General features: G+C 61.4%; 16 protein-coding genes and 1 tRNA gene. 10 read left to right on the top strand and 7 right to left on the bottom strand.

What is annotated here, in order from left to right:
- Positions 1 to 71: 71 nt before the first annotated feature.
- Positions 72 to 1328, bottom strand: a complete 1257-nt coding sequence (locus ACODSN_RS14255) for an MFS transporter (protein ID WP_489056151.1) — start codon at positions 1326 to 1328, stop codon at positions 72 to 74.
- A gap of 399 nt (positions 1329 to 1727) precedes the next feature.
- Between ACODSN_RS14255 and ACODSN_RS14250 the strand changes: the two genes are divergently transcribed.
- The 9 genes from ACODSN_RS14250 to ACODSN_RS14210 all read left to right on the top strand — a co-directional run bounded on the left by ACODSN_RS14250 (position 1728) and on the right by ACODSN_RS14210 (position 13777).
- Positions 1728 to 2609: an LLM class F420-dependent oxidoreductase gene (locus ACODSN_RS14250; RefSeq protein WP_489056150.1), complete on the top strand. Its 882-nt coding sequence runs from the start codon at positions 1728 to 1730 to the stop codon at positions 2607 to 2609.
- Between the two features lie 195 nt (positions 2610 to 2804).
- Positions 2805 to 3338, top strand: a complete 534-nt coding sequence (locus ACODSN_RS14245; protein ID WP_489056149.1) for an RNA polymerase sigma factor — start codon at positions 2805 to 2807, stop codon at positions 3336 to 3338.
- Complete coding sequence (locus ACODSN_RS14240; RefSeq protein WP_489056148.1) at positions 3338 to 4291, top strand: FecR family protein; 954 nt, start codon at positions 3338 to 3340, stop codon at positions 4289 to 4291. The genes ACODSN_RS14245 and ACODSN_RS14240 overlap by 1 nt, the downstream gene beginning before the upstream one ends.
- A gap of 65 nt (positions 4292 to 4356) precedes the next feature.
- Complete coding sequence (locus ACODSN_RS14235; RefSeq protein ID WP_489056147.1) at positions 4357 to 7062, top strand: TonB-dependent receptor; 2706 nt, start codon at positions 4357 to 4359, stop codon at positions 7060 to 7062.
- A 41-nt stretch (positions 7063 to 7103) separates the two neighbouring features.
- Complete coding sequence (locus tag ACODSN_RS14230; RefSeq protein ID WP_489056154.1) at positions 7104 to 8150, top strand: SMP-30/gluconolactonase/LRE family protein; 1047 nt, start codon at positions 7104 to 7106, stop codon at positions 8148 to 8150.
- Positions 8151 to 9156: 1006 nt separating this feature from the next.
- Positions 9157 to 9669 (top strand): nuclear transport factor 2 family protein, encoded by a 513-nt coding sequence (locus ACODSN_RS14225; protein ID WP_489056146.1) that lies wholly within the window; start codon positions 9157 to 9159, stop codon positions 9667 to 9669.
- 141 nt (positions 9670 to 9810) lie between these two features.
- Entirely contained in the window at positions 9811 to 12033 is a 2223-nt protein-coding gene (locus ACODSN_RS14220) for a TonB-dependent receptor (protein ID WP_489056145.1), read from the top strand.
- Positions 12034 to 12479: 446 nt separating this feature from the next.
- Complete coding sequence (locus tag ACODSN_RS14215; RefSeq protein ID WP_489056144.1) at positions 12480 to 13187, top strand: DUF5343 domain-containing protein; 708 nt, start codon at positions 12480 to 12482, stop codon at positions 13185 to 13187.
- The gene (locus ACODSN_RS14210) at positions 13184 to 13777 is read left to right on the top strand and encodes a Swt1 family HEPN domain-containing protein (RefSeq protein ID WP_489056143.1); all 594 of its coding nucleotides are present in this window, start codon (positions 13184 to 13186) and stop codon (positions 13775 to 13777) included. The genes ACODSN_RS14215 and ACODSN_RS14210 overlap by 4 nt, the downstream gene beginning before the upstream one ends.
- A 531-nt stretch (positions 13778 to 14308) precedes the next feature.
- On the opposite strand, the gene ACODSN_RS14205 is transcribed toward ACODSN_RS14210, so the two are convergent.
- From ACODSN_RS14205 to ACODSN_RS14180, 6 genes are all read right to left on the bottom strand, one after another.
- Positions 14309 to 14384: transfer RNA gene (locus ACODSN_RS14205), tRNA-Lys, on the bottom strand.
- 122 nt (positions 14385 to 14506) lie between these two features.
- The gene (rodA, locus tag ACODSN_RS14200; protein WP_489056142.1) at positions 14507 to 15622 is read right to left on the bottom strand and encodes a rod shape-determining protein RodA; all 1116 of its coding nucleotides are present in this window, start codon (positions 15620 to 15622) and stop codon (positions 14507 to 14509) included.
- Positions 15619 to 17721, bottom strand: coding sequence for a penicillin-binding protein 2 (gene mrdA, locus ACODSN_RS14195; protein ID WP_489056141.1), 2103 nt, complete (start codon positions 17719 to 17721; stop codon positions 15619 to 15621). The genes rodA and mrdA overlap by 4 nt, the downstream gene beginning before the upstream one ends.
- Entirely contained in the window at positions 17718 to 18245 is a 528-nt protein-coding gene (gene mreD, locus ACODSN_RS14190) for a rod shape-determining protein MreD (protein ID WP_489056140.1), read from the bottom strand. The genes mrdA and mreD overlap by 4 nt, the downstream gene beginning before the upstream one ends.
- Complete coding sequence (gene mreC, locus ACODSN_RS14185) at positions 18242 to 19150, bottom strand: rod shape-determining protein MreC (protein WP_489056139.1); 909 nt, start codon at positions 19148 to 19150, stop codon at positions 18242 to 18244. The genes mreD and mreC overlap by 4 nt, the downstream gene beginning before the upstream one ends.
- A 47-nt stretch (positions 19151 to 19197) precedes the next feature.
- Positions 19198 to 20244 carry a rod shape-determining protein gene (locus ACODSN_RS14180; RefSeq protein WP_489056138.1) on the bottom strand — a complete coding sequence of 349 codons (1047 nt, stop codon included), beginning with the start codon at positions 20242 to 20244 and terminating at the stop codon, positions 19198 to 19200.
- A gap of 152 nt (positions 20245 to 20396) precedes the next feature.
- Here ACODSN_RS14180 and mutL point away from each other — a divergent pair, with 152 nt between their 5' ends.
- Entirely contained in the window at positions 20397 to 22190 is a 1794-nt protein-coding gene (gene mutL / locus ACODSN_RS14175; protein WP_489056137.1) for a DNA mismatch repair endonuclease MutL, read from the top strand.
- Positions 22191 to 22228: the final 38 nt, after the last annotated feature.

Here is a 22228-nt window from a genome sequence, read left to right as displayed (position 1 = left end):
ACCGACAGGAAACTGCCAACGCCATGGCCCGTGCCATGCGCGTAATCGAGACCTTCTTTGCGAGAAGGATGTCAGTGGACCGCCACAGGTTCCAGACCCTGCATCTGCTTGCGTACGGCAAAGATCATCAGCACGGAGCACATGGAGGCGATGACCAGAATGCTCGCGGTGACAAGGAAGGGCAGCCCATATCCATTGGCGTGGTCGAACAAGAAACCGACCAGCGGTGCGAAGCTGAAAATAAACGGCAGCGTAATCGCATAGCTGATCCCCATGGCCCGGCTGATGCTCGCAGGCCCGATCAGCCTGCTGAGCGCGGCGCCGTGCAGCGTCGTCACCGGGACGACGCACATGCCAATCACCGCAGCAAGCGTGAACAACGGGAAGCCTGCCGCATGCAGCAGCCCACACCACATCAGCGCCTCGCAGAAAGTTACGAGCACGAGTGTGGACGGAGGGCCGATGCGGTCCGTTATCCAGCCAATAAGCAAGGTGCCGGCAATTCCCGCACCGGCATAGATGGAAAGCAGTCCCGATGCTGTCTGGAGGGACAGATCCCGCTCCATGCCGAAGGGAACGATATGGACGAGGAAGGCCGAACCCGATCCCGATATCACGCCGATCACGATCGACAGCAACCAGAAGGGCGGACTGGTAAGAATGTCCCGCGTCGAAAGCGGTCGATCCTCGATGGCTCCTTGAGCGGTTGCGCCATCTGGGTTCATATCGGTCCCGCGCGCGACCTGACCGATCTTTCCGGGATGTTCCACGATCAGCAGCAGGACGGGGATTAGCAGGAGGAAGATTGCCGCTATCCCCGCAAGAACCGCAAAACGCCCATATTCCGGCAAAAATTCGCCGATAATGAAAGGCGTCAAGAACAGCCCGATCGGCAGATTAACGATGCTCAGAACCTTACCCTGGCCAGACGCGAACCATCGGCTGATCAACGTCAACGGACCTAATATCGCCAACAGACTGACGCCCGTGCCAATAAAGGCGAACATCAACAGGGCGAGACCGAAAGAGGAGAGGATGGCGAGGCCCAGATAACCAATCGCGCTGAGCGCCGCGGCGCCAATCATCGCGCTGCGTACCGGGACTTTCTGCAACAGGCCGCCCAAAAAGGGAGAGAGGCCGCCCACTGCAAGCATGATCAGGCTCATTCCCATCGCCGCGACAGCACGTGTCACGCCGAAATGCTGCTCGGTACTGGCAAGCAAGGGTCCGAATGATCCGAAGGCAAAACCAACCACAAGGGTCTGCGCAAGAAAGCACGGCAGGAGCACTCTCCATCCGGAGAAAGGTCGAACAGTGTCTTTGTGCATCGAAGCCCCTCTCGCGGTTCGGCAGCTACCCCAACGCTCTACGGGTTTGATGTGCTACTCTAAGCCTAGCCGCTAGCCGAGATTCCCTCGGAACGCAAAAAACCAGAAGCCTAAGTGCCGCCGCAAGATGACGAGGCGCGTGACCGCGCTCCCGTGTCCGGCACCTCCCTACCTATCAGCCCCGCATACTAGCGGTTATGGCTAATCCAAGGCTAAGTGTCGCAAGGGGATAGTTACCCACTTTAGCGGGAACAGCGCTGGTTGAGAACCCGTTGGCAGGATTGTTGACGGGCAGGATGCGTATAGACGTCATGGCGCAGCAGGTTATAAGCTCCGGTTGAGACAAAGGCGGGGCGTCCTGGGCCAGTCGAGATAAACATGACGCCTGGAGTGTCTGTTATGGAAGTTGATTTTCACGTCCACCGTTTCGATTGGGCAGGGACCCCTCAAACCATCGGCGCGGGCGTCGCCGATCTGGCGCGGCGGGCGGAGGCCGTGGGCATTCGCGCTTTGTCCTTCATGGACCATTATTTTCAGATGGATAATATGGCGCCTGCCCAGGATCCCATGCTGGAGGGGTATACGACCCTGGGGTTCGTCGCCGGTGTTACCGAGCGCCTTCGCCTGCGCCTGCTGGTGACGGGCGTGACCTACCGTCATCCCGGCCTGCTGGCGAAGATCGTGACGACGCTCGATGTGCTTTCGCATGGCCGGGGAGAACTGGGTCTGGGCGCCGGATGGTATGAGCGCGAGCATCGCGGTCTTGGCGTCCCGTTCCCGCCGGTTGCCGAACGCTTCGAGCAGCTGGAGGAAACCCTGCAAATCTGTCTTCAGATGTGGAGTGACAATGACGGCCCATTTGCGGGCAAGCATTTTCAGCTGGCCGAGACGCTATGCTATCCAGCGCCGGTTTCCCGCCCGCGTCCCCGGATCATGATCGGCGGCGTTGGCGAGCGCAAGACCCTGCGACTGGTCGCGCAATATGCCGACGCCTGCAATTTCTTCGGCAGCCCGGCGGACGTGGCGCACAAGCTGGGCGTGCTGCGACAGCATTGCGATGCACTCGGGCGCGACATGGGCGCCATCGACGTGACCACGCTGGTACGGGCCGAGGATGGCTGGACGGCGAAGGATATGTTACGTGCGGCCCAGGATTATGGCGCTGTCGGTGTCAATGCGATCACGGTGATGCCGCAGGGTGACGATCCGGCGAGCAATCTCGAAACGATGTTCTGTCCGATCATGGACGACATTCGGGCGATCGAACCCGGTTCGGCATGATATCGAAAGGCGCCTGCCGCCTGGCTTGACCGGGCCGGGTGACTTGCGCGGGCTGGAGCATGGACGGAAATTTTGAATGAATGCCTTATCCGGGGATAGGGTATTTGTTCCTTCGTGAGTCCTAGCTTGGACAGGTCAACTTGCGGAGGGAATATGTTCGGCGATGACGAGCTGAACAGATGGTTTCGCAGGGAGGTGCTTACGCTTGAGCCCTCGCTGACCGCTTTTCTGCGTCGCCATTGTTCGAAGCAGGACGACATCGCCGATCTGCGGCAGGAAGTATATGAAAAGGCGCTGCGTGGCGCCGGCCGCGCCTTGCCGGATCGCGCGGCCGCCTATGTCTTTACGATAGCGCGCAATCTGCTCATCACGCGCGCCAAGCGGGCGCGTATCGTCCGTTTCGATTTCGTGGCCGACCTTGAAGCACTGCCCGTGCATGTCGACTGGCTGACACCCGAACGGCATGTGAGCGCCAGCCAGGAACTGGCCCGCGCGCGCGAAGGCCTGGAGCGCTTGCCGCCCCGCTGTCGCGAGGTTATGCGGCTGCGCAAGGTGCAAGGCATGAAGATACGCGAGATCGCAGACCAGCTTGGCATCGGCGTCGAAGCGGTGGAGCAGCAGATCACGCGGGGTATCCGCCTGCTCACCAACCACATGCTCGATAGCGCAAATTCCCCGGATGCCCAATGCGCCGCGATCCCGACCGGCAAGCCCCGGGAGGGCGTGTGATGTCGGCCGATATCGCAGAAGCACGGGCCGCGCGGTTCGTGATGCGTCGCGACGAGGACGACTGGTCGCAGGCCGATCAGGCCGAACTGAACGCATGGCTGGCCGAATCCCTCGCACACAAGGCCGCTTTTTGGCGGCTGGAGGAAGGATCGCGCCAGACGGACCGGCTGCGATCGCTCTATGATCCGGTCGAAATGCCACACCCTGTACAGCGCAAATGGCATTCCTTCGCCGCGCTCGCGCTGGCGGCGTCGCTCGTCATGGCGATTTTGGGCTATGCCATGTGGCCCCAACCCGAGCCGGTTGAGATCGCCACCCTGGAAACGCATGTCGGCGAGCGGCGTACCGCCTATCTGCCCGACGGGAGTACGATCGAGCTTAACACGAACACCAAAATCCGGCTTGCGCTCGAACAGGGACGCCGTACCGCCTGGGTCAGCGGGGGCGAGGCCTATTTCCAGATCGCGCATGATCCGGCGCGGCCGTTCGTCATCCATGCCGGCGCGCATGATGTCACGGTGCTCGGCACCAAATTCTCGGTGCGCCGTGATGGCGAGTTGCTGCGCGTCGCCGTTCTTCAGGGCGCGGTCCAGCTCAAGGGTCTCGGGCGCAGTGCCTCCTTGGGATCCACGGTGCTGCCCGGAGGATCGATGGCGGTGGCGAACAGCGTGGCGACCATCGTCAGGCGTGAGCCGCTGGACCAGCTCCGGCAGGGGCTGCGCTGGCGCGATGGCGTGCTGGTGCTGGATGGCAAAACGCTGGGTCAGGCGGTGGCGGAGCTTAATCGCTATAATCCCGATCCCATAGTGGTGAAGGGCGCCCAACTCGCCTCGACCCCGATCGGCGGGACATTCCAGCTCGGCAATCGCGAAGGGTTCGTCCGGCTGTTGCGAGAGGTTTATGACGTGCAGGTATCGCGCGCCGCGGATGGAAAAATAATTTTGCAGCGCTGAAATAGGGTTTCCCGTTCCTCGATAGTCCTAGCTTCTGACGGCAAAACAGCCGCAGGGGAGAGGTCATGAAAAACTGGAAGCGCGCCGCAACTGTAACTATTTGCGGGAGCCTGCTGGCCTATGCCGCGCCCGCATTGGCGCAGGGCTATACCATTCCGCGAGGCGATCTGGCGCGTGCGCTCCAGCAACTCGCTCGCGAATCCGGGCTTCAGATGGTGTATCGACCCGATCAGTTCGGGGGCGCAGTCACAGGCGGAACGAGCGGCAACGCCTCGCCCGAGGCCGCGCTGGTCGATTTGCTCAAGGGCACAGGTTTTGAGGCCCGGCGCGATCCTTCGGGCGCGCAGGCGATCGTACGGGAGGTGCCAAAAGCGCGTCCCATCGCCTATCAGGCGGAAACATCGTCCACGGTTCGCAGCGCGCCGGCGGCTGCACACGCTTTGGCATCGGCATCGGCAGACACGGGCGACATCATCGTGACCGCGCGCAAGCGCGAAGAGACGCTGATCGATGTGCCGGTCGCGATCACGGCGGTGACCGGCGCCGAACTGCAACGTCGCGGCATCAGTTCCATCGATGGTCTCGCCCGCATCGTGCCCCAGCTTCTCACCGGCGACGGCGGCAACGCGCAGGGCGGAAACATCGTGCTCCGCGGTATCAGCGGCTCGGACGCAAACCCCTTTGCCGACCAGGCCGTGTCGTTCAACATCGATGGCGTGCAGGTGGCGCGCTCCACCATTCGCCGTCTGGCGCAGATGGACATGCAGCAGGTGGAGGTTCTGAAAGGGCCACAGGCCCTGTTCTACGGCAAGAACAGCCCCGGCGGCGTCATTTCCATCCGCACCGGCGATCCGACGAAGCAGCTTGAGGGCAAAGCGTCGGTCGGTTACGAATTCAACGCGCATGAGTGGCGCGGTGAAGGCTATATCGCCGGGCCTATCAGCGATAGCCTGGGTTTCCGCGTCGCAGCCTATGGTTCTAAGATGCGCGGCTGGGTGGAGAACACGACGCCGCGCAGCGAAATCACTGCGCCCACGCACCGATATGCGCCGAGAGGCGAAGAATTTGCGGTCCGGGGGACATTGAAATTCGAGCCGACGGACAATTTCGATGCGCGCCTGAAGTTCACTTATGGCGAAATCCATGGTGACGGCTACACCTCCAATCTCCAGCTTGTGGCATGTCCCGGCGGTGCGCCGCAGTCCGGCCAGATCGACAGTTGCCGCGCCGATGACAAGGTGTCGATCGGCGCGCGGACCGACAATTTCAGCCGGCGTTACCCGCAATTTGGCAGCGATAACCAGCTGAAGGGCAAGCAGAAGCAGATGCTGGTCGCCTACGAGATGAATTATCATCCGAGCGACGAGCTGACGCTTACTTCTGTCACTGGCCTATATCATCAGAAAGACAGAAACTTCGTCAATGTGACTGCGACCTATGTGCCGAGCCGCATGCTGGCGTCGGATCAATTTTTGAGCTTTACGGAATTGTCGGAAGAGCTTCGCCTCGCGAGCAATTTCGACGGGCCTCTCAATTTCATGATCGGTGGTCATTTGCAGGCGAGTTCGGCCAAAACGAGCTTGAGGGCGTTTCTCAACGGCACCAATTTCACGACGGTGGCGCCGCTGGTTCCATCTGTGGTCGCTAACTATGATTTTGCGCAGAAGGGGCGCGCCTATTCGGCCTTCATGCAGATGCAATGGGATGTCACGAAGCAGATCCAACTGTCTGCGGGTGGCCGCTATTCCTATGAGAAGAAAAGGCTGCCCGTCGCCAGGAGCGGATTTGCCGTCGATCCGGCAACCGGGCTTCTTCTGCCGCCGGGGCCGATTTTTGCCGAAGGGTCCAAAGACAGCTGGAACGACTTTTCGCCCGAAGTCACGCTTTCTTACCATCCCGATCGAAACCTGAATATCTACGGTTCCTACAAACATGGGTTCATATCCGGCGGCTTCAATTCGGGGAACGCCAACTTCGGCAGCCCGCTGGGCTACGATCAGCAGACCGTCAAGGGCTTCGAAGCAGGCGCCAAGGCATCCCTGCTGGATGGTGCGCTGCGCACGAGTCTTGCGCTGTACAGCTATGATATCAAGGGCCTGCAGGTGACACTTGTCACGCAGGGCGTCCTTAACGAACTCAAGAATGTCGGCAAGGTCAGCAGCAAGGGCGGGGAATTCGATGTCTCCTACCGCACGCCGCTGGAGGGGCTGAGTCTTCACGGCGCGGTGGCCTATAACAAGGGTCGCTACGACGATTATTTCGCGAATTGCTACCGGGGTCAGAACAAGGCGCGGGGTTGCGCGTTCTCGCCGATACCGGGCCTGCCGGGTCAGGGGAATCCCGCCGCTCCCGGCGTCAACGGATCTTTGCAAAATCTGGCGGGCACGCAGCTGGTCCGGGCGCCCGAATGGACGGGCAATGTCGGCTTCGACTATGAGACGCCGGTCGGGGCTGGAATGAAACTGGGCCTTTCGACCAGCATGACCTTCAGCGCCAGCTATCTGACGGACGCTGCATCCAATCCGAATGCGCGGGTGCCCAATTATCAGCTGTTCGATGCGACACTGCGCCTTTCGGAACAGGATGATCGTTGGGAAGTCGCGCTGATCGGTCGGAACCTCACCGATAAATATTATTGGACCAGAGCCAGCGACAGCCCCTTCACCGGCACGGCGCCCGGCAACGAGACCGGCCCGGCTGTATACGGCGACCTTCAGGCATCCGTCAGCCGCGGCCGGGAAATCATGCTGCGGGTATCGACCAAGTTCTGAGGGTAAGGAGCGAGTTTGTGTTGAACGCAACCAGGCTGTTGATGATCTCGGCCTGCGCGATGTGCGCAGGCCAGGCAGTGGCGGAGGTCCCCTCGAAGGGGCCTCCGTCCTCCTATCCCGGGCTTGTCTATGAAACGACCAGTCGCGCGCCCGCGATTCCGCCCAACGAAAAGAGCCTTCAGACGATCGTCGCCGAACCCTGGTTCACCGTGACGGACAAGGAACCGGCCCTCAGTGGAATGGACAAGGACCTTTTCCTCGAGGGGCCGGTCTTCGACAGGCAGGGAAACCTGCTGTTTGCCGAAGCCTTCGGCGGCCGGGTGATGCGGCTCTCGCCGGATCGAAAACTGACGCTGATCCTGCCAAAAAGCGATGCCGGTTCCGCTGGTCTCGCCCTTCACAAGAATGGCCGTATCCTTGTCGCGGGTGTCGGACATTCAGAAGGGGGCGTTGCTGGTGGCCCGGTATTTTCGGTCCGGCCTGACGGTTCCGACAAACAGGTCATCATCGATCCGAAGGCGGGCTATGTTCCCGACGACCTTGTGCTGGACAATGAGGGCGGCTTCTACTTCACCGATTTTCGCGGCAACAATGCCAACCCCATTGGCGGGGTTTATCACGTCGCTGCCGACATGAAAACGATCACCCCGATCATGACCCGCATGTCGATGCCCAACGGGATCGCGCTCAGTTCGAACGGAAAAACATTGTGGGTCAGCGAAGTGGGGACAGGGTATCTCCATCGCATCGATCTGGCGACGCCAACGCAGATTTCCCCCGTCGTCGGGACGACGATCCGCTACCATTTTACGGGCGCGACGGTGGATTCGCTGCGCGTCGACGCGGATGGCAATGTTTATGCCGCGCTGGCCGGCGAGGGCAGGGTCATGGCCTTCAATCCCAAAGGCGTCCCGATCGGCCAGATACTGATCCCGGACCGCGAGCGCGGTGAATTTCTCTTCACCACCAGCATGGCGATAAAGCCTGGCACCCGCGAACTCTATATCTTGTCGAGCAATTATCCCGGACGCACCGCCAAAATCTATCGCGCCGGTGCCTTCGCTACGGCTACAGCGCCCGGTCCATGACAGGCGGCATCTGATGGTGATGACAGCGGGCCGAGCGCAGGTGGAAGGCGTATAGGTTTCAGGTTGCTCGCATTCCGGGGATCGCCGTGCTGCTACCATACTGAAACGCTTCGGCCCCAACCAAAGGCTGTAAGGCTAACGTGACAGGCATTATAGGAGACGAAAGAGTTTCGATCTGGAGCATTGTGGGGGATTGGGAAACGAAAGCGGTAAGATGGGCCATGGGCGAGAAGCCGGTCTGGCACTACATGATGAGTCTAAACCAACTCCGGGCTTTTATGATGTACTGATCCGCGTGCACGCCGCGTCGCTGAATTACTAGGACCAGATCATATGGACGGTCAATATCTCGGGCCGCTTAAGCAAAATGGCGTGTCGCTCTCGGACGGCGCCGGAGAGGCCATTGCAGTCGGACCGGCGTTACCCGGACGAAAGTGGACGTCCGTGTGACGGTCAGCTGCCATCCTCACTGGATCGGCAGCTCTCCGCTTTGGGAGCATCGGTTGGACAATGTCGTCATCAGCAGGGACGGGATGTGGGCCGAACATAATTTGCTGCATGAAAACGCTGTCGTCCTATTTCCCGAAAGCATCTCTTTCATTGAGGCAGCATGCCTACCTTGCGGCGCGGTAATTGCCTGCACAGGTCTCAATCGGTCGTCACCTCTCCAACCGGGCCAGACAGTTCGCCGGGGATGAGCTGCTGCCGATAACCGCTCGCTCGCCCATGTCGAACGTCGGAACGGGCCTGGCCGCCTCAGAAAAAAGAGCGTTCGTTCTATTGACAAATTGCGCCTTCGCGAGGATGGTGCGCGCAAATAGGCCAACAACGAAGTCGCCCACTAAGGCAATAGATTTGGGAGAGCATATCTGTTAGAGCAAATGGAAGTAATCTCTGCGTTTATGGCTGCACGCAAATGGGCTTCGTCAAATATAAGCATTTAGAAAATCCCTATGCGCCGTAATCGCGAACGGTACTGAACAATTGTTGCCTGGGAGAGTGCCGAATGGACGCAGTAGATCGTCTTCTGGCGATTGAAGGGGTTAGGCTGTGCAAGGCTAAATATGCCTATTGCGTAGATACCAAAGACTGGGATGGCTTTGGCGCCCTGTTCACCGATGATGCTGTGTTCGACGAAACCAATGCTATGACTGCGCGCCACCCAAAGACCGGCGAGTGGGTTCGGACGGGTAGTGAATTTAGTCTGGAACTTCTTCAGTCTGTCGAAAATGGGATAGCTTGGCCCGTAATAGGCGCGAAAAATATCGTAGAAGTCGCTCGGGGGATGGCAGAACACAACCTCCTGGTGCATAAACTCTTCAATCCCATGATCGAGATCCTGACCGAAGAGGCAGCTAAGGCCATTTGGCCTTTTGAAGACGAGGTTTACTTCTCAGAGGGGCAGCCCATGCGATATATGAATGGCATGGGGCATTATCATGAAACCTATGAGAAAAAAGGAGATAATTGGCTTATAAAATCAATGAAATTGACTAGAACATTAGTGCGCGCGCGCTGACGCAAGAGTATGGCGCGACTTTTCCCCGAGGGGCGGGGATTTTTATTTGACGGTCTTAAGCCGCCATTATTATTTAGACTTAATAAGCCTAAATAAACGAATCAGAAGTAAAGGGAGAGTATTATGAAAAGATTGGGACCAGTGGCCGTTGTGCTTAGCGGCCTGCTCGCTTCGACGAGCTACGCGCAAGCCCCGGCCGGCAACGCTCCGGCGGAAGCAGCCAGCAGTGGCGCTGCCGATATCGTCGTCACCGCTCAGCGCAAATCCGAAAGATTGCAGGACACCCCGATTGCGGTGACCGCCGTGACGGCCGACACCGTCCAGAAGCTTGGCCTGGCCAAGATCTCCGATATCGCGACAGTGACGCCAGGCGCGAATTTCACCGTCAGCGCGGGCTTCTTCTCGCCCAATATTCGCGGACTTGGCGTGGCTTTCACGGCTGCCGGTCTGGAAAGCCCGGTCGCTGTTTATGAAGATGGCGCGTATCTGACCAACACCGTTGGCGTGAACGAGCTTCTCGACAATTTCGACATCAGCAGCATCCAGGTGCTTCGCGGTCCGCAGGGCACGCTGTATGGCCGCAATTCTTCGGCGGGCGTGATCATCATCAACAGCGCCGATCCTACGAACAAGTTCGAGGGACGGGTACGCGGCGAACTCGGCAACATCGATCATCAGCAGCTGGACGCCATGATCAACCTGCCGCTGGGCGAAGATCTCGCCCTGCGCGTGAACGGCGGCTACAAGCATAATGGCGGTTTCATCCATAATGTGACGACCGACAGCGATAATGGCTGGGAAAAAAATTATCACGTAAGAGCGAAGCTGCGCTGGAATCCCGGCACGACCGACATCGTGCTTGGGGGCGAATATTATGACCTCCGCAGCACCGTGACGCGGACGGGCACTTTGGGGCGTAAGGACGCAACGTGCCTGGGCTGCGTTATTGCGCCTGGTGCTATCGATACCACGCTCGGTTTCTACGAGCAGCAAAATGAATCATTTGTGCCGCCTTCTCATACGAAATTCTACGGCGCCAACCTCAAGATGAATTTTGATTTCGGTAACTTCGACCTGACGAGTACGACGACTTATCGCCATCAATCGACCCGCCATAATGGCGGCGATACGGATATGACACCACTGCTGCTGTTCGAATATGCCGGCGCGGACATCGGCGGCAATACGTATTCGCAGGACCTTCAGGTCGCCTCGAAGCTGGACGGCCGGTTCCAATATCTGTTCGGCGTGAGCTATCTGCACGACAAGCGTCATTTCCGGGCAGCTTTTATAACGCCTACATCTCTCCCCGCGCTGTCCGACAGCACGACGGATGGTTTCCTGAACGTCGGGACCACAAGTTCCTACGCCGCGTTCCTGGAAGGCTATTATAAGCTTACCGACGAAATCAAGGTGACGGTTGGTGGACGTTATACCTATGACGAGCGCGGCATGACGGGGTCGGCATATGGCTTCCCATGGGGTGTGGATCTGCGTGTGGCACAGCGTGCGTTTACGCCGCGTTTCGTGCTGGCCTGGGATAACGGGCCGACGAACATCTATTACAGCTTCACTCGCGGCTTCAAGGCGGGCGGCTTCAACGACTCGCAGCTTACACCGACTCCGCCGGTCCAGCCGGAAAAGATCACCAGTCACGAGATCGGCATCAAGCATTCGATGCTGGACAACCGGGTTCACCTGAACGCGGCTGCCTTCTACTTCAAGAACAAGGGGCTGCAAGCGCAGACGCTTCGTGACGTCACGCAGGGTGGCTCCGTCACCCAGAGCGCGAACCTGGAAAATTACGGCCTTGAAGTTGAGGCACAGATTGCTCCGACCGAAGGTCTGAGCTTCGGTATCACGGGCGCCTGGCAACATCCGCGGTACAAGCCGTTTGATGGCGTCATAGGGCTTGCGTGCTTTAAGGGCGGATTGGTCAACTGTGATCCCGTTCGCACCAATCCCGATGGTTCGCCCAACCTCAATTACGACCCGATAACAAACCTCACCGGCACGGCGCCGCCACAGGCTCCGTCATGGTCGGGATCGTTCAGCGCCAATTACGAATTCGCTGTCGGCGCATGGTCGGCTTCGCTTTCGGGTCTCGCGACGTACCGTTCGTCGATCAACTACCAGCCCGGCGCTGGCGGCAATTTGATGTATGATCGGGACGGCAAGCTGTTCCTGGCGAATGCGTCGGGCTATGTCAGCCCTCCGGGTATGGACCTGCGCATCGGCTTCTATGTGAACAACCTGTTCAACAAGGAATATGTCACACGCCGTCAGACGCTCGTACCTTTTGGCACCAGCTATAATGCCGGTCTGCCGCGGACATATGGTCTGCGTTTGGAGTATAGCTTCTGACCTCTCATAACGACCGTTAATTGGCTAACGACCCTGTGGATGCCCGGCGCTTTGGGCATCCACAGGGAATTTGTATGAGAGCTGATGCCGCGATCCGGATCGGCGAATGACCCATCTGCTCGTGAGAGTACCGCGAGCGCCTCAACGGTCATCGCTCCGCGTTGACGGTTCCATGCAAAATTTTTGCGATCAAACTTTGCGGAATATGCAGAAAGGGCCCCTGACGTTCCGCTTAGGGTGCGGGGCGTTGCTGTCTCGACAATCTAACGTCCAATTTGTGGCTCTGGACCGGCAAGCGACTCCGTTGCTTCCGTTTTGTTCGCTCATAAACGGGGCGTGTAAGAGCGGTGTAAGAAGCGCCCTCAAGTTCGCCACGCGCGCCCGACTTGGCCGCGACTTGCGATTCACCTCATTGTCAGTCAGGATCACCGTAAAGGGGATTAGAATTGGCATCTGAACAGAAGGCAGCGGCAGCGCCCGCAGAGGCGGCGGCAGCGCCGACCACTTCCGAAAAGACCGCACGTCGCAAGATACCCGGCGGGCTTCCTTACACATCCAGCCCCGGCGTGTTGAAGAGGGTATTGGAGAAAATCCCAACTTCGGAGAAACCGGGCATCTTCAATACCGACTTTCTCGGCACGGTCATGGGTGCAACGGGCGGAGCCGCGCGACCAATTATTCCAATTCTGAAAGCAACGGGGCTACTCAGCCAGACGGGCGCGCCCACCGAGCTTTATGCGCAGTTTCAGACCGATGCAGGACGTGCTGCTGCTGCCCTCCAGGCTTCGCGGAACGGTTTCGGCGAAATATTCCGCCGCAATCAGTACGCGCACAAGGCTGACGAACCCGCGCTTATTGACGTGATAGTGGCAATCACGGGCCTCCCAAAAAAAGAGGGGATCGTTCGCTACATCCTGACCACATTTCAAGCGTTTCAGGATTACGCCAAGTTAGCGCGCGAAGATGCCGGAAGCGAAGATCAGGGCGAATCTGGCCAGTCCTACGATGGGCCACCACCGCCAGCCGATCAAAACAGCGGTGGCGGTGGTCGTCTGCAACTCGCCTATAACATCAACGTCATGCTCCCGGAGACAACAAACGTCGAGGTCTACAACGCGATATTCAGGAGCCTGAAGGCGAACCTGTTGTCATGAGTGACCACACCGTCGAACTGTTTGTGCTCAAGTGCGCTGTCATCGAGGCAGGGCTACGAACGACGTTGGCCGAGTATAATACCGGCCAGCAGCCCGGTCTGAGCCAAGCTGATGACGAACAGCTCGAACCCTTCATCAAGCAGTTCGATCTAGCCAATCGCAAGAACGCTGCTCACATGTCCCGCTACTACGAGATATTCTACCTCCTCGAAAATGACATTCGCCGCCTCATCGTTGAAACCATGGAAGCCGCGCACGGTGCAAAATGGTGGGACACTCGCGTTCCGCCCGGTGTCCTTGAAGAGGTGCGAAAGAATCGTGAGCGCGAGGCACAGGCTGCCGTGTCTGTCCGGTCGGAGGACGATATTGACTATACGACCTTTGGCCAACTCGGGGACATAATACGCGCCAACTGGTCCGACTTTGCGGGGATGCTGAGTAATCAGTCCGCCGTGTCGCGGGTGATGGCGGCGCTCAACATGCTGCGGGGAACGATCGCCCACTGCGGCGTCCTTGCGGACGACGAGGTTGACCGACTGAAGCTCGCGATTCGAGACTGGTTCAGGGTGCTCGAAGGTCCAAAAAGTTAGACAATCACCGATCTGCAAATCGAGCAAAATCGCGCTCGGTTATTTTTTGTCGGCCATCGGGACCGATATCAGCAAGATTGACACATGCCCCATCGGCTTTTCATCACAGCGGGAGTGTAGTGAAAAGGGGTGCCCGTTTCCGAGGCACCCCTTTCCCGTCATCTTAGCCCGGCGAGCAGTGCCATCAGAACCAGAACCACGGGGATTGTGATCCCCAGGGCTAGGCGGAAGGTAGACCCGCTAGGCTTACTGGTTTCGATGGCGAAGGTGAACTGCATATGAGTTCCTCCGTATCGTGCGCGTGCCTCTTGATGAGCCGAACATCGCGCATAAGACCAGCAGCAGGGCATTTCCAGATTTATGCAGCCTGGACGGATCCCTGCATACCTCGGCTGCAAGGCGACACATGACGTATCGGGCACATGAGTGCAACCGTGACCGCGTTCTTACACTGCTCTTACACGACGCTTAAGGGTGGCCTGTAAGACCCGTCGCCGGGTGTGGTAAGTGGCTGTATCTGCTAAGAAAATATGGTGGACGCACTTGGGCTCGAACCAAGGACCCGCTGATTAAGAGTCAGCTGCTCTACCAACTGAGCTATGCGTCCACACTACCGTTCGGAAGCCTTGCCTAAGACATGTTCCGTCTGGAGGCGCGCGGTTAGCATGATCGTCGGGCTTTGCAAACATAAAATGACTGGGGGTTCGGCAAATCGCACAGCATCGCGATTCAGCCCCAGTCGCGCATTCCTCCAGAACGCTTTTTGGTTGATCGGTCGATCGACATGATGATGCCGACGCACAGCATGACGGTGAGCATCGAAGAGCCGCCGTATGACATGAAGGGCAGCGGGATACCGACTACGGGCGCGAGACCCATCACCATCATCAGGTTGATGGCAACATAGAAGAAGATCGTGGTGGTAAGGCCCGCTGCGGTCATCCGCGCGAATTTGTCGGGGGTGCGCAGGCCTACGCGAATTCCCCATCGGAACAGCAGGGCGAATGCGCCGATCAGGAAGATGCCGCCCATCATCCCCCATTCCTCCGCCATGGTTGCGAATACGAAATCGGTGTGGCCTTCGGGCAGATAGTCGAGATGGCTTTGCGTGCCGTTGAGGAAGCCTTTGCCGAAAATTCCGCCGGATCCGATCGCGATTTTGGACTGGCTGATGTGATAGCCGGCGCCCAGCGGATCGCTTTCGGGGTCGAGGAAGATCAGGACGCGGTTTTTTTGATAGTCGTGCAAGAAGCTGAAGGCGATTGGAATGATTGCGGCGACGGCCAGGCCCGATCCTACAAACAGCCGCAGGGGCAGGCCGGCGAGGAACATGACGGTGATGCCGCCGGCCGCGATCATCATCGCGGTGCCGAGGTCGGGTTGGACCAGCACCAGCGCGGCGGGCAGGCCGATGAGGCCCAGCGCGGGCCAGATCGCGCCCCAGCGGCGGATTTCCCCCACGGGCAGCAGCGCATAGAAGCGCGCGACCGCGAGGACGATGACCGGCTTCATGAATTCGGAGGGCTGCAACTGCATGAAGCCGAGGTTGATCCAGCGCTGGCTGCCCCCGGCCACGCCGCCGATCAGCTCGACCAGCACCAATGCGATCAGGAGAGCGGCATAAGCGGGGAAGGCCAGGCGCGCCACATGCTCCAGCGGCACGCGGCTGAGTACCAGCGCCATGACCGAAAACACGCAGAAGCGCACGCCCTGGTTGATCGCCCAGGGCGTAATGCTCCCCCCGGCGGCGCTGTAGAGGACCAGCGTGCCGAAAAAGGCGATGGCGAGCAGCAGCGCCAGCACGCGCCAGGGAAAATCGGTCAGCGATTGGGGGATGATGCTCATGGCGTGGCGCTGTTGCCCGCAGGGGGTGAGCCGGGGGGCGGTGGCACATCATCGACGCCGGTGGCATCCTGTTCCGGCGCGGTCCGGGGAGGGGGAATGGTGGCGTTGCTGGCGGCGGGGGCCGCTCCATTGTCCGCGGCGTTCGCGGCTTCCGGCGGAACTTCGCCCTTTTCGATCGCCTTGGCGAGACGGAAGGCGGCCATCTGCCGCGCCATACGCTCGGCAGGCGGGCCGCCCCAGCCTTTTTCCAGCGTTTCCAGCTTTTCCAGCGCCTTGGCCGGATCGAACAGATAGGACAGCGTATCGCTGGCGATCATCGGCGCGTCCTCGATGCGGTTGGTGTGGCCGCCATGTTCGAGGATGCAGGCGACGGCGTAGCGGGGGTTGTCGAACGGCGCGAACCCCTGAAACAAGGCATGATCGCGCAGCTTGAAGGGCAGGGACGCATTGCCGCGCACGCCGCCCGCGCGCTCCGCCATGGTGATGCGGCGCACCTGCGCGGTGCCGGTCTTGCCTGCAATCAGCACGCCGGGCACGTTCATGCGCGCCGCGCCGCCGGTGCCGCCGCCATTGACCACCGCGCTCATCGCCTCGCGGATGACCGCCAGATGCTCGGGCGACGCACCGACCGAGAGCGGCTCGGGACGGCGTGCGCCTGCGATGAAATTGGGCTGGAGTTGCCGCCCCGACGCGAGCCGAGCGGCCATGATCGCCATTTGCAGCGGGTTGATGAGCATATAGCCCTGGCCGATGGTGGCGTTGACCGTGTCATACACCTCCCATTTCTTGCCATATTTCTTCATTTTCCACGCGGGGTCGGGCACCGTGCCATAGCTTTGGCTGGGAAAGGGCAGATCGAATTTCTGGCCCATGCCCACGCGCCGCGCCATATCCGCGATCACGTTCATGCCGACCCGCTGGGCCATCTGGTAGAAATAAATGTCGCAGCTCTGGGCGATGCCGCGATGCATGTTGACCGCGCCATGGCCGCGCCGGCTCCAGCAGTGGAACAGCGTGTTGCCGACCCGCACCGCGCCAGAGCAGTTCACGGTGTCCTCCGGCTTGACCCCGGCCTCCAGCAGCGACAGCGCGACCATCGGCTTGACCGTCGATCCGGGCGGATACAGGCCCTGCAACACCTTGTTGCGCAGGGGGACATGATCGTCCTTCGACAGCATTTCCCATTCGAGATGGCTGATGCCGTCGGAAAAACTGTTGGGATCGAAACTGGGCATCGACGCCATGGCGAGCACGTCGCCATTATGGCAATCGATCACCACCACCGACCCGCTCTGGGTGGCGAGGCGGCGCCCCGCATATTCCTGCAAGCCCGCATCGATGGTCAGGCGGATGGTCTTGCCCGGCGTGTCGGGCCGCGTCGTCAGTTCGCGCACGATCTTGCCGCGCGCCGTCACCTCGACCCGTTTCGCGCCGGGCTTGCCGGTCAGGAAGCGGTCGAAGGATTTTTCGAGACCGTCCTTGCCGACCTTGAACCCCGGCGTGATGAGCAGCGGGTCCTTGCGCGCCTCATAATCCTTGGCCGACGCCGCGCCGACATAGCCGAGCAGATGGCCGACCGAAGCGCCAGCGGGATAATAGCGCGAAAATCCCTGCGTCGGGGCGACGCCGGGCAGGTCGGGCAGGCGCACGCTGATCGCGGCGAACTGGTCATAGGTCAGGTTTTCGGCGACCTGCACCGGACGGAAACCCTGCGCCTTGTCCAGCTCCTCCTTGATGCGGTCGACCTCGTCCGGGGCGAGCGCGAGCAGATGGGCGAGGCTGCCGACCGTGGCGTCGACATCCTTGACCCGCTCGGGGATGAGATCGACGCGAAAATCGGTGCGGTTGTTGGCGATCGGGCGACCATTGCGATCGATGATCCAGCCACGGCGCGGCGGAATGAGGGTCAGGTTGACCCGGTTGCTTTCCGACAGCAGCTTGTATTTCTCATTCTCGGCGATGCTGATCCACGCCATCCGGCCCGCGAGCAGCGCGCCGATCCCGCCCTGAATGCCGCCCACCACCATCGCCCGGCGGGTGAAGGTGAAGGATTGGGCGGCTTCGGTAATGATCTTGCGGGGTGATCGGAGGAATTTCATGCCATAACGCGCCAGTGGTCGATCCGCGCACATTGCCTCACCACGAAGGGAAACAGCAAGATCGTCCAGATGATTTGCGGCAGAACGAGCCAAAGCCCGACATTGCCGCCGCCGGTCACACGCACGAAGAACAGCCCGCCGCTGATGCAGAACAGGATCGCGATGGCGGCGATCAGCCAGTCCTGCCGATAATCGCGCCACAAAAGCCGTTGTTCGACCGTGTCGATCGCGATCAGGGTCACGGTCCACAGGAACATCGCCGATCCGATCGGCTGGCCGCTGGTCATGTCGTCGAACAGGCCGAGCGGCAGTGCGATCCATGCGCGCCACATTTCGGGCCGCAGCAAGCGCCAGGACAGCAAAAGCAACAGGCCGAAGGGCGGGACCACCGGCGACTGGGCGACGATGGGCAGCGCCGTTACCAGCGATCCCAGCAGTACGGTGATGGCCGGGGTGCCCACCAGCCTGAAGCGGGACGGATGGCGGCCAAGCCGCGAAACCGGCTGGAGATTCCGGTCGATCACGGGGCGGATGCGTTGGAGGCGGGCGCGACGCCGCCGGGCGCTGCGGGATCGGGCCGGGTCACGACCTGTTCGAAGGCGCGCTCCACCACCACCGCATCGACCTTGGCCGGGTTCGCGAGCGGCACGCCATAGGCGATCTCGCCCTGGATGCGGACGACCACCGCCACGGGAATATTGGGCTGGTAGATGCCGCCGATCCCGGACGTGACCAGCAGGTCGCCGGGCCGGAACGGGTTGCGCCCCGCCGACAGGGCACGGATTTCCAGCGCGCCATCGCCGGACCCCGTTGAAATGGCGGGGATATTGTCGCTCGCGCGGCGCACCGGCACGATATTGCTGTTGTCGGTCAGCAGCAGCACATCGGCGGTGTTGGGCGTCGCGCTGAAGATCCGGCCGATCAGCCCTTCGGGCGCGCGCACCGGCATACCCGGCCCGATCCCCTGGCTGCGACCTGCATTCAGGCGGGCGAAGCGGTGGGTGCTGGTGGAGGAGGAACTGATGAGGCGCGCGCTCAGCACTTCGCTGCCATCCTCATCGACCAGCTTGAGCAGCTTTTTGAGGCGGGCATTTTCCTGCGCGATCGCCTTGGCCTCGATGATGCGGTTGCGGTCCGCCTCGACCTGCCGCCGCAATCCGACATTTTGCGATCCGGCGCGGAAATAGGCGGCCAGCACCTCGTCGATGGAACTGACGCCGCTCACCATATTCTTGAGGGCGCTGGACGCAGGGCGCGTGATTTCCGCCGTCCCGGCGCGGATCGCGGAAAAGCCGGTCGGATCGAATATCGCGACGACGACCAGCAACAGCCCGATCGCCGCGCCCGTCATCGCGATGACATAGCTGGCGAACAGGCTATATTGCGCCTTCCGGTTTTGACCGGGGCGTCGGCTAGGTGGCCGCGCCATTGCTTAATGCTCCCCCTGAGGGCCTGACATTGGGGCCTGGCACGCGTTCAGCCGGTCTGAAGCACGCCCCGGAACATGGGATCTTCCATCGCCCGCCCGGTGCCGATCGCGACGCAGGTCAGCGGATCTTCGGCAATGGTCACGGGCAGGCCGGTTTCGTCGCGCAATTCATCGTCCAGCCCCTTGAGCAGCGCGCCGCCGCCGGTCAGCACGATGCCCTGATCGACGATATCGGCTGCCAGTTCGGGCGCGGTATTTTCCAGCGCGATGCGCACGCCCTCGACGATGGTGCTGATCGGTTCGGCCAGCGCGTCGGCGAGCTGGCCCTGGTTGATCGAGATTTCCTTGGGCACGCCGTTGACGAGGTCGCGGCCCTTGATGTGGATCGTCTCGCCCACGCCATCTTCGGGCGGCTGGGCGACGCCGAACTGCTTCTTGATCCGCTCCGCCGTGGCTTCGCCGATCAGCAGGTTGTGGTGACGGCGCACGAAGGAGACGATCGCCTCGTCCATCTTGTCACCGCCGACGCGGACCGACGTGGTGTAGGCGAGGCCGCGCAGCGACAACACGGCGACTTCGGTCGTGCCGCCGCCGATATCGACCACCATCGAGCCGATCGGTTCGGTCACGGGCATGTCCGCGCCGATCGCGGCGGCCATCGGCTCTTCGATCAGGAACACCTGGCTCGCGCCCGCATTGCTGGCGGCGTCGCGGATCGCGCGGCGTTCGACTTTGGTCGAGCCGGAGGGGACGCAGATCACGATTTCGGGGAATCGCCAGGGGCGCGACTTGCCGCCATGCACCTTGGTGATGAAATGCTTTATCATCTGTTCGGCGACGTCGATGTCGGCGATCACGCCATCGCGCAGCGGCCGGATCGCCTCGATCGAATCGGGGGTCTTGCCCATCATCAGCTTGGCGTCGTCGCCCACGGCCTTGACCCGCTTGATGCCGTTCAGCGTTTCGACCGCGACGACCGAGGGTTCGTTGAGCACGATGCCGCGCCCGCGCACATAGACCACCGTATTGGCGGTGCCGAGGTCGATGGCCATATCCTGCGACGAAAGCTTGAAGAGACGCGAAAAGATCGACATGCGGTATCCTGTTCAGCGAGCCGCTCCGGGGGCTGGAGCGACACGATTTTCGATCACTTGCCGCGCCGCCAGCCAGCTTCATGTCTCTTGGGCAAAAAAATATGAGGGCAGGCGGGTCGCGGAAGGCGTTCGCTTGGGCTAGTCACTAATCAATGTCAATACGCCGCCTGCCCGAACATCTGGTCAATCGTATCGCTGCCGGTGAAGTGGTGGAAAGGCCCGCCAGCGCGCTCAAGGAAATCGTGGAGAATGCGCTGGACGCCGGGGCGGGCCGGATTGCCATCCGCATCGCTAATGGCGGCCTCGACCGGATCGAGGTGAGCGACGATGGTTGCGGCATGGCGCCAGAGGAGATCGCGCTCGCGCTGGAGCGGCATGCCACCTCCAAACTGCCTGATGATGCGATAGAAAATGTCGCGACGCTGGGGTTCAGGGGGGAAGCGCTGCCGTCGATCGCCAGCGTCGCCCGGCTGGCGATCGACAGCCGCCCCCGTGGCGCGGACGGGTGGAACCGCACGGTCGATAATGGCGTGCTGGCGAGCGAGGGGCCGGCGGCGCTGCCGCCCGGCACCCGCGTCACCGTGGACCAGTTGTTCGGCAAAGTGCCCGCTCGCCGCAAGTTCCTGCGCTCGGCCAAATCGGAATATGCCGCCTGCCTCGATGTCGTGCGGCGGCTCGCCATGGCGCATCCGGCCGTCGCCTTCAGCCTTGAACATGACGGGCGGCGGGTGCTGGGGGTGCAGGCTGGCGAGGCGCGGGAGGATCGGGTGGCGGCGCTCACCGATCGCGCGCTGGCGCAGAATCATGTCATCATTGCTCTGGAGCGAGAGGGCATCGCCCTGTCGGGCGTCGCGTCGCTGCCGACCTATAATCGCGGCGTGGGCGATCACCAATATCTGTTCGTCAATGGCCGCCCGGTGCGCGACCGGCTGCTGATCGGCGCGGTGCGCGGCGCTTATGCCGATCTACTGGCGCGCGACCGGCATCCGGTGGTGGCGCTGTTCCTCGACGTGCCGCCGCTGGAAGTCGACGTCAACGTCCATCCCGCCAAGACCGAGGTGCGGTTTCGCGAGCCGGCGCTGATCCGGGGGATGATCGTGTCGGGCCTGCGCCGCGCGCTCGATGCAGGAGGTTTTCGGGCAGTGCAGCATGCCGATCCCGCCGCGCTTTCGGCCTGGCGGAGCGAGCCGGTTTCGCCGACGCCGATCGGGGCGATGCCGATCTTCGATGCTGTCGGGGTGGGCGGGGACATCCTGGCGGCCAGCCAGTTCGCCGATCGCCGCGCGAGCTTCATGACGCCCCCGCCGCAGGCCCGCGCCGAAGCCGCCGCCGCGCCGCCACCGCTCGCGCAGGACTTTCCGCTCGGCGTCGCGCGCGGGCAGGTGGCGCGCACCTATATCGTCGCGGAGGCGCAGGACGGCCTCGTCATCGTCGACCAGCATGCGGCGCATGAGCGGCTGACGCTGGAGCGGATGCGGCGCGCGATGGAAAGCCAGGATGATGGCGGTCGGGTGGCGTCGCAGGCGCTGCTGCTGCCCGAGGTTGTGGAACTGGACGAACCTGCCTGCGACCGGCTGGAGGCGCGGATCGGGGAGTTGCAGGCGTTCGGCCTCGACCTCGAACGCTTCGGCCCGGCGGCGATGCTGGTGCGCGCCATGCCCGCGATGCTGGGGCAGGCGGACGCGGTGGGGCTGGTCACGGACCTTGCCGACGATCTCGCCGCCTATGACAGCGCGCTGTCGCTGAAGGAACGGCTGGATCTGGTCGCGGCGACCATGGCCTGCCACGGCTCCGTCCGCGCGGGGCGGGTGCTGAGCGTAGCGGAGATGAACGCCTTGCTGCGCGAGATGGAAGTCACGCCGCGATCGGGCCAGTGCAACCACGGCCGCCCGACCTGGGTGAAGCTGGGGCATGGCGATATCGAGAAGCTGTTCGGGCGGAAATAGCGCGGGTTGGGTGGGGGAGGGCGAGCGAGGTCGCTTGA

This window comes from Sphingobium sp. FG11, from assembly GCF_057809915.1.
This window is presented reverse-complemented; position numbering and strand designations above follow the sequence as displayed.

What these genes read in the sequence shown, in the direction of transcription:
- mutL (WP_489056137.1), top strand. Translation starts at nt 20,397, where the DNA reads ATGTCAATACGCCGCCTGCCCGAACATCTGGTCAATCGTATCGCTGCC.
- mrdA (WP_489056141.1), bottom strand. Translation starts at nt 17,721, where the DNA reads ATGAAATTCCTCCGATCACCCCGCAAGATCATTACCGAAGCCGCCCAA.
- ACODSN_RS14230 (WP_489056154.1), top strand. Translation starts at nt 7,104, where the DNA reads ATGATCTCGGCCTGCGCGATGTGCGCAGGCCAGGCAGTGGCGGAGGTC.
- ACODSN_RS14250 (WP_489056150.1), top strand. Translation starts at nt 1,728, where the DNA reads ATGGAAGTTGATTTTCACGTCCACCGTTTCGATTGGGCAGGGACCCCT.
- ACODSN_RS14225 (WP_489056146.1), top strand. Translation starts at nt 9,157, where the DNA reads ATGGACGCAGTAGATCGTCTTCTGGCGATTGAAGGGGTTAGGCTGTGC.
- ACODSN_RS14240 (WP_489056148.1), top strand. Translation starts at nt 3,338, where the DNA reads ATGTCGGCCGATATCGCAGAAGCACGGGCCGCGCGGTTCGTGATGCGT.
- ACODSN_RS14255 (WP_489056151.1), bottom strand. Translation starts at nt 1,328, where the DNA reads ATGCACAAAGACACTGTTCGACCTTTCTCCGGATGGAGAGTGCTCCTG.
- ACODSN_RS14210 (WP_489056143.1), top strand. Translation starts at nt 13,184, where the DNA reads ATGAGTGACCACACCGTCGAACTGTTTGTGCTCAAGTGCGCTGTCATC.
- ACODSN_RS14235 (WP_489056147.1), top strand. Translation starts at nt 4,357, where the DNA reads ATGAAAAACTGGAAGCGCGCCGCAACTGTAACTATTTGCGGGAGCCTG.
- rodA (WP_489056142.1), bottom strand. Translation starts at nt 15,622, where the DNA reads ATGAGCATCATCCCCCAATCGCTGACCGATTTTCCCTGGCGCGTGCTG.
- mreC (WP_489056139.1), bottom strand. Translation starts at nt 19,150, where the DNA reads ATGGCGCGGCCACCTAGCCGACGCCCCGGTCAAAACCGGAAGGCGCAA.
- ACODSN_RS14180 (WP_489056138.1), bottom strand. Translation starts at nt 20,244, where the DNA reads ATGTCGATCTTTTCGCGTCTCTTCAAGCTTTCGTCGCAGGATATGGCC.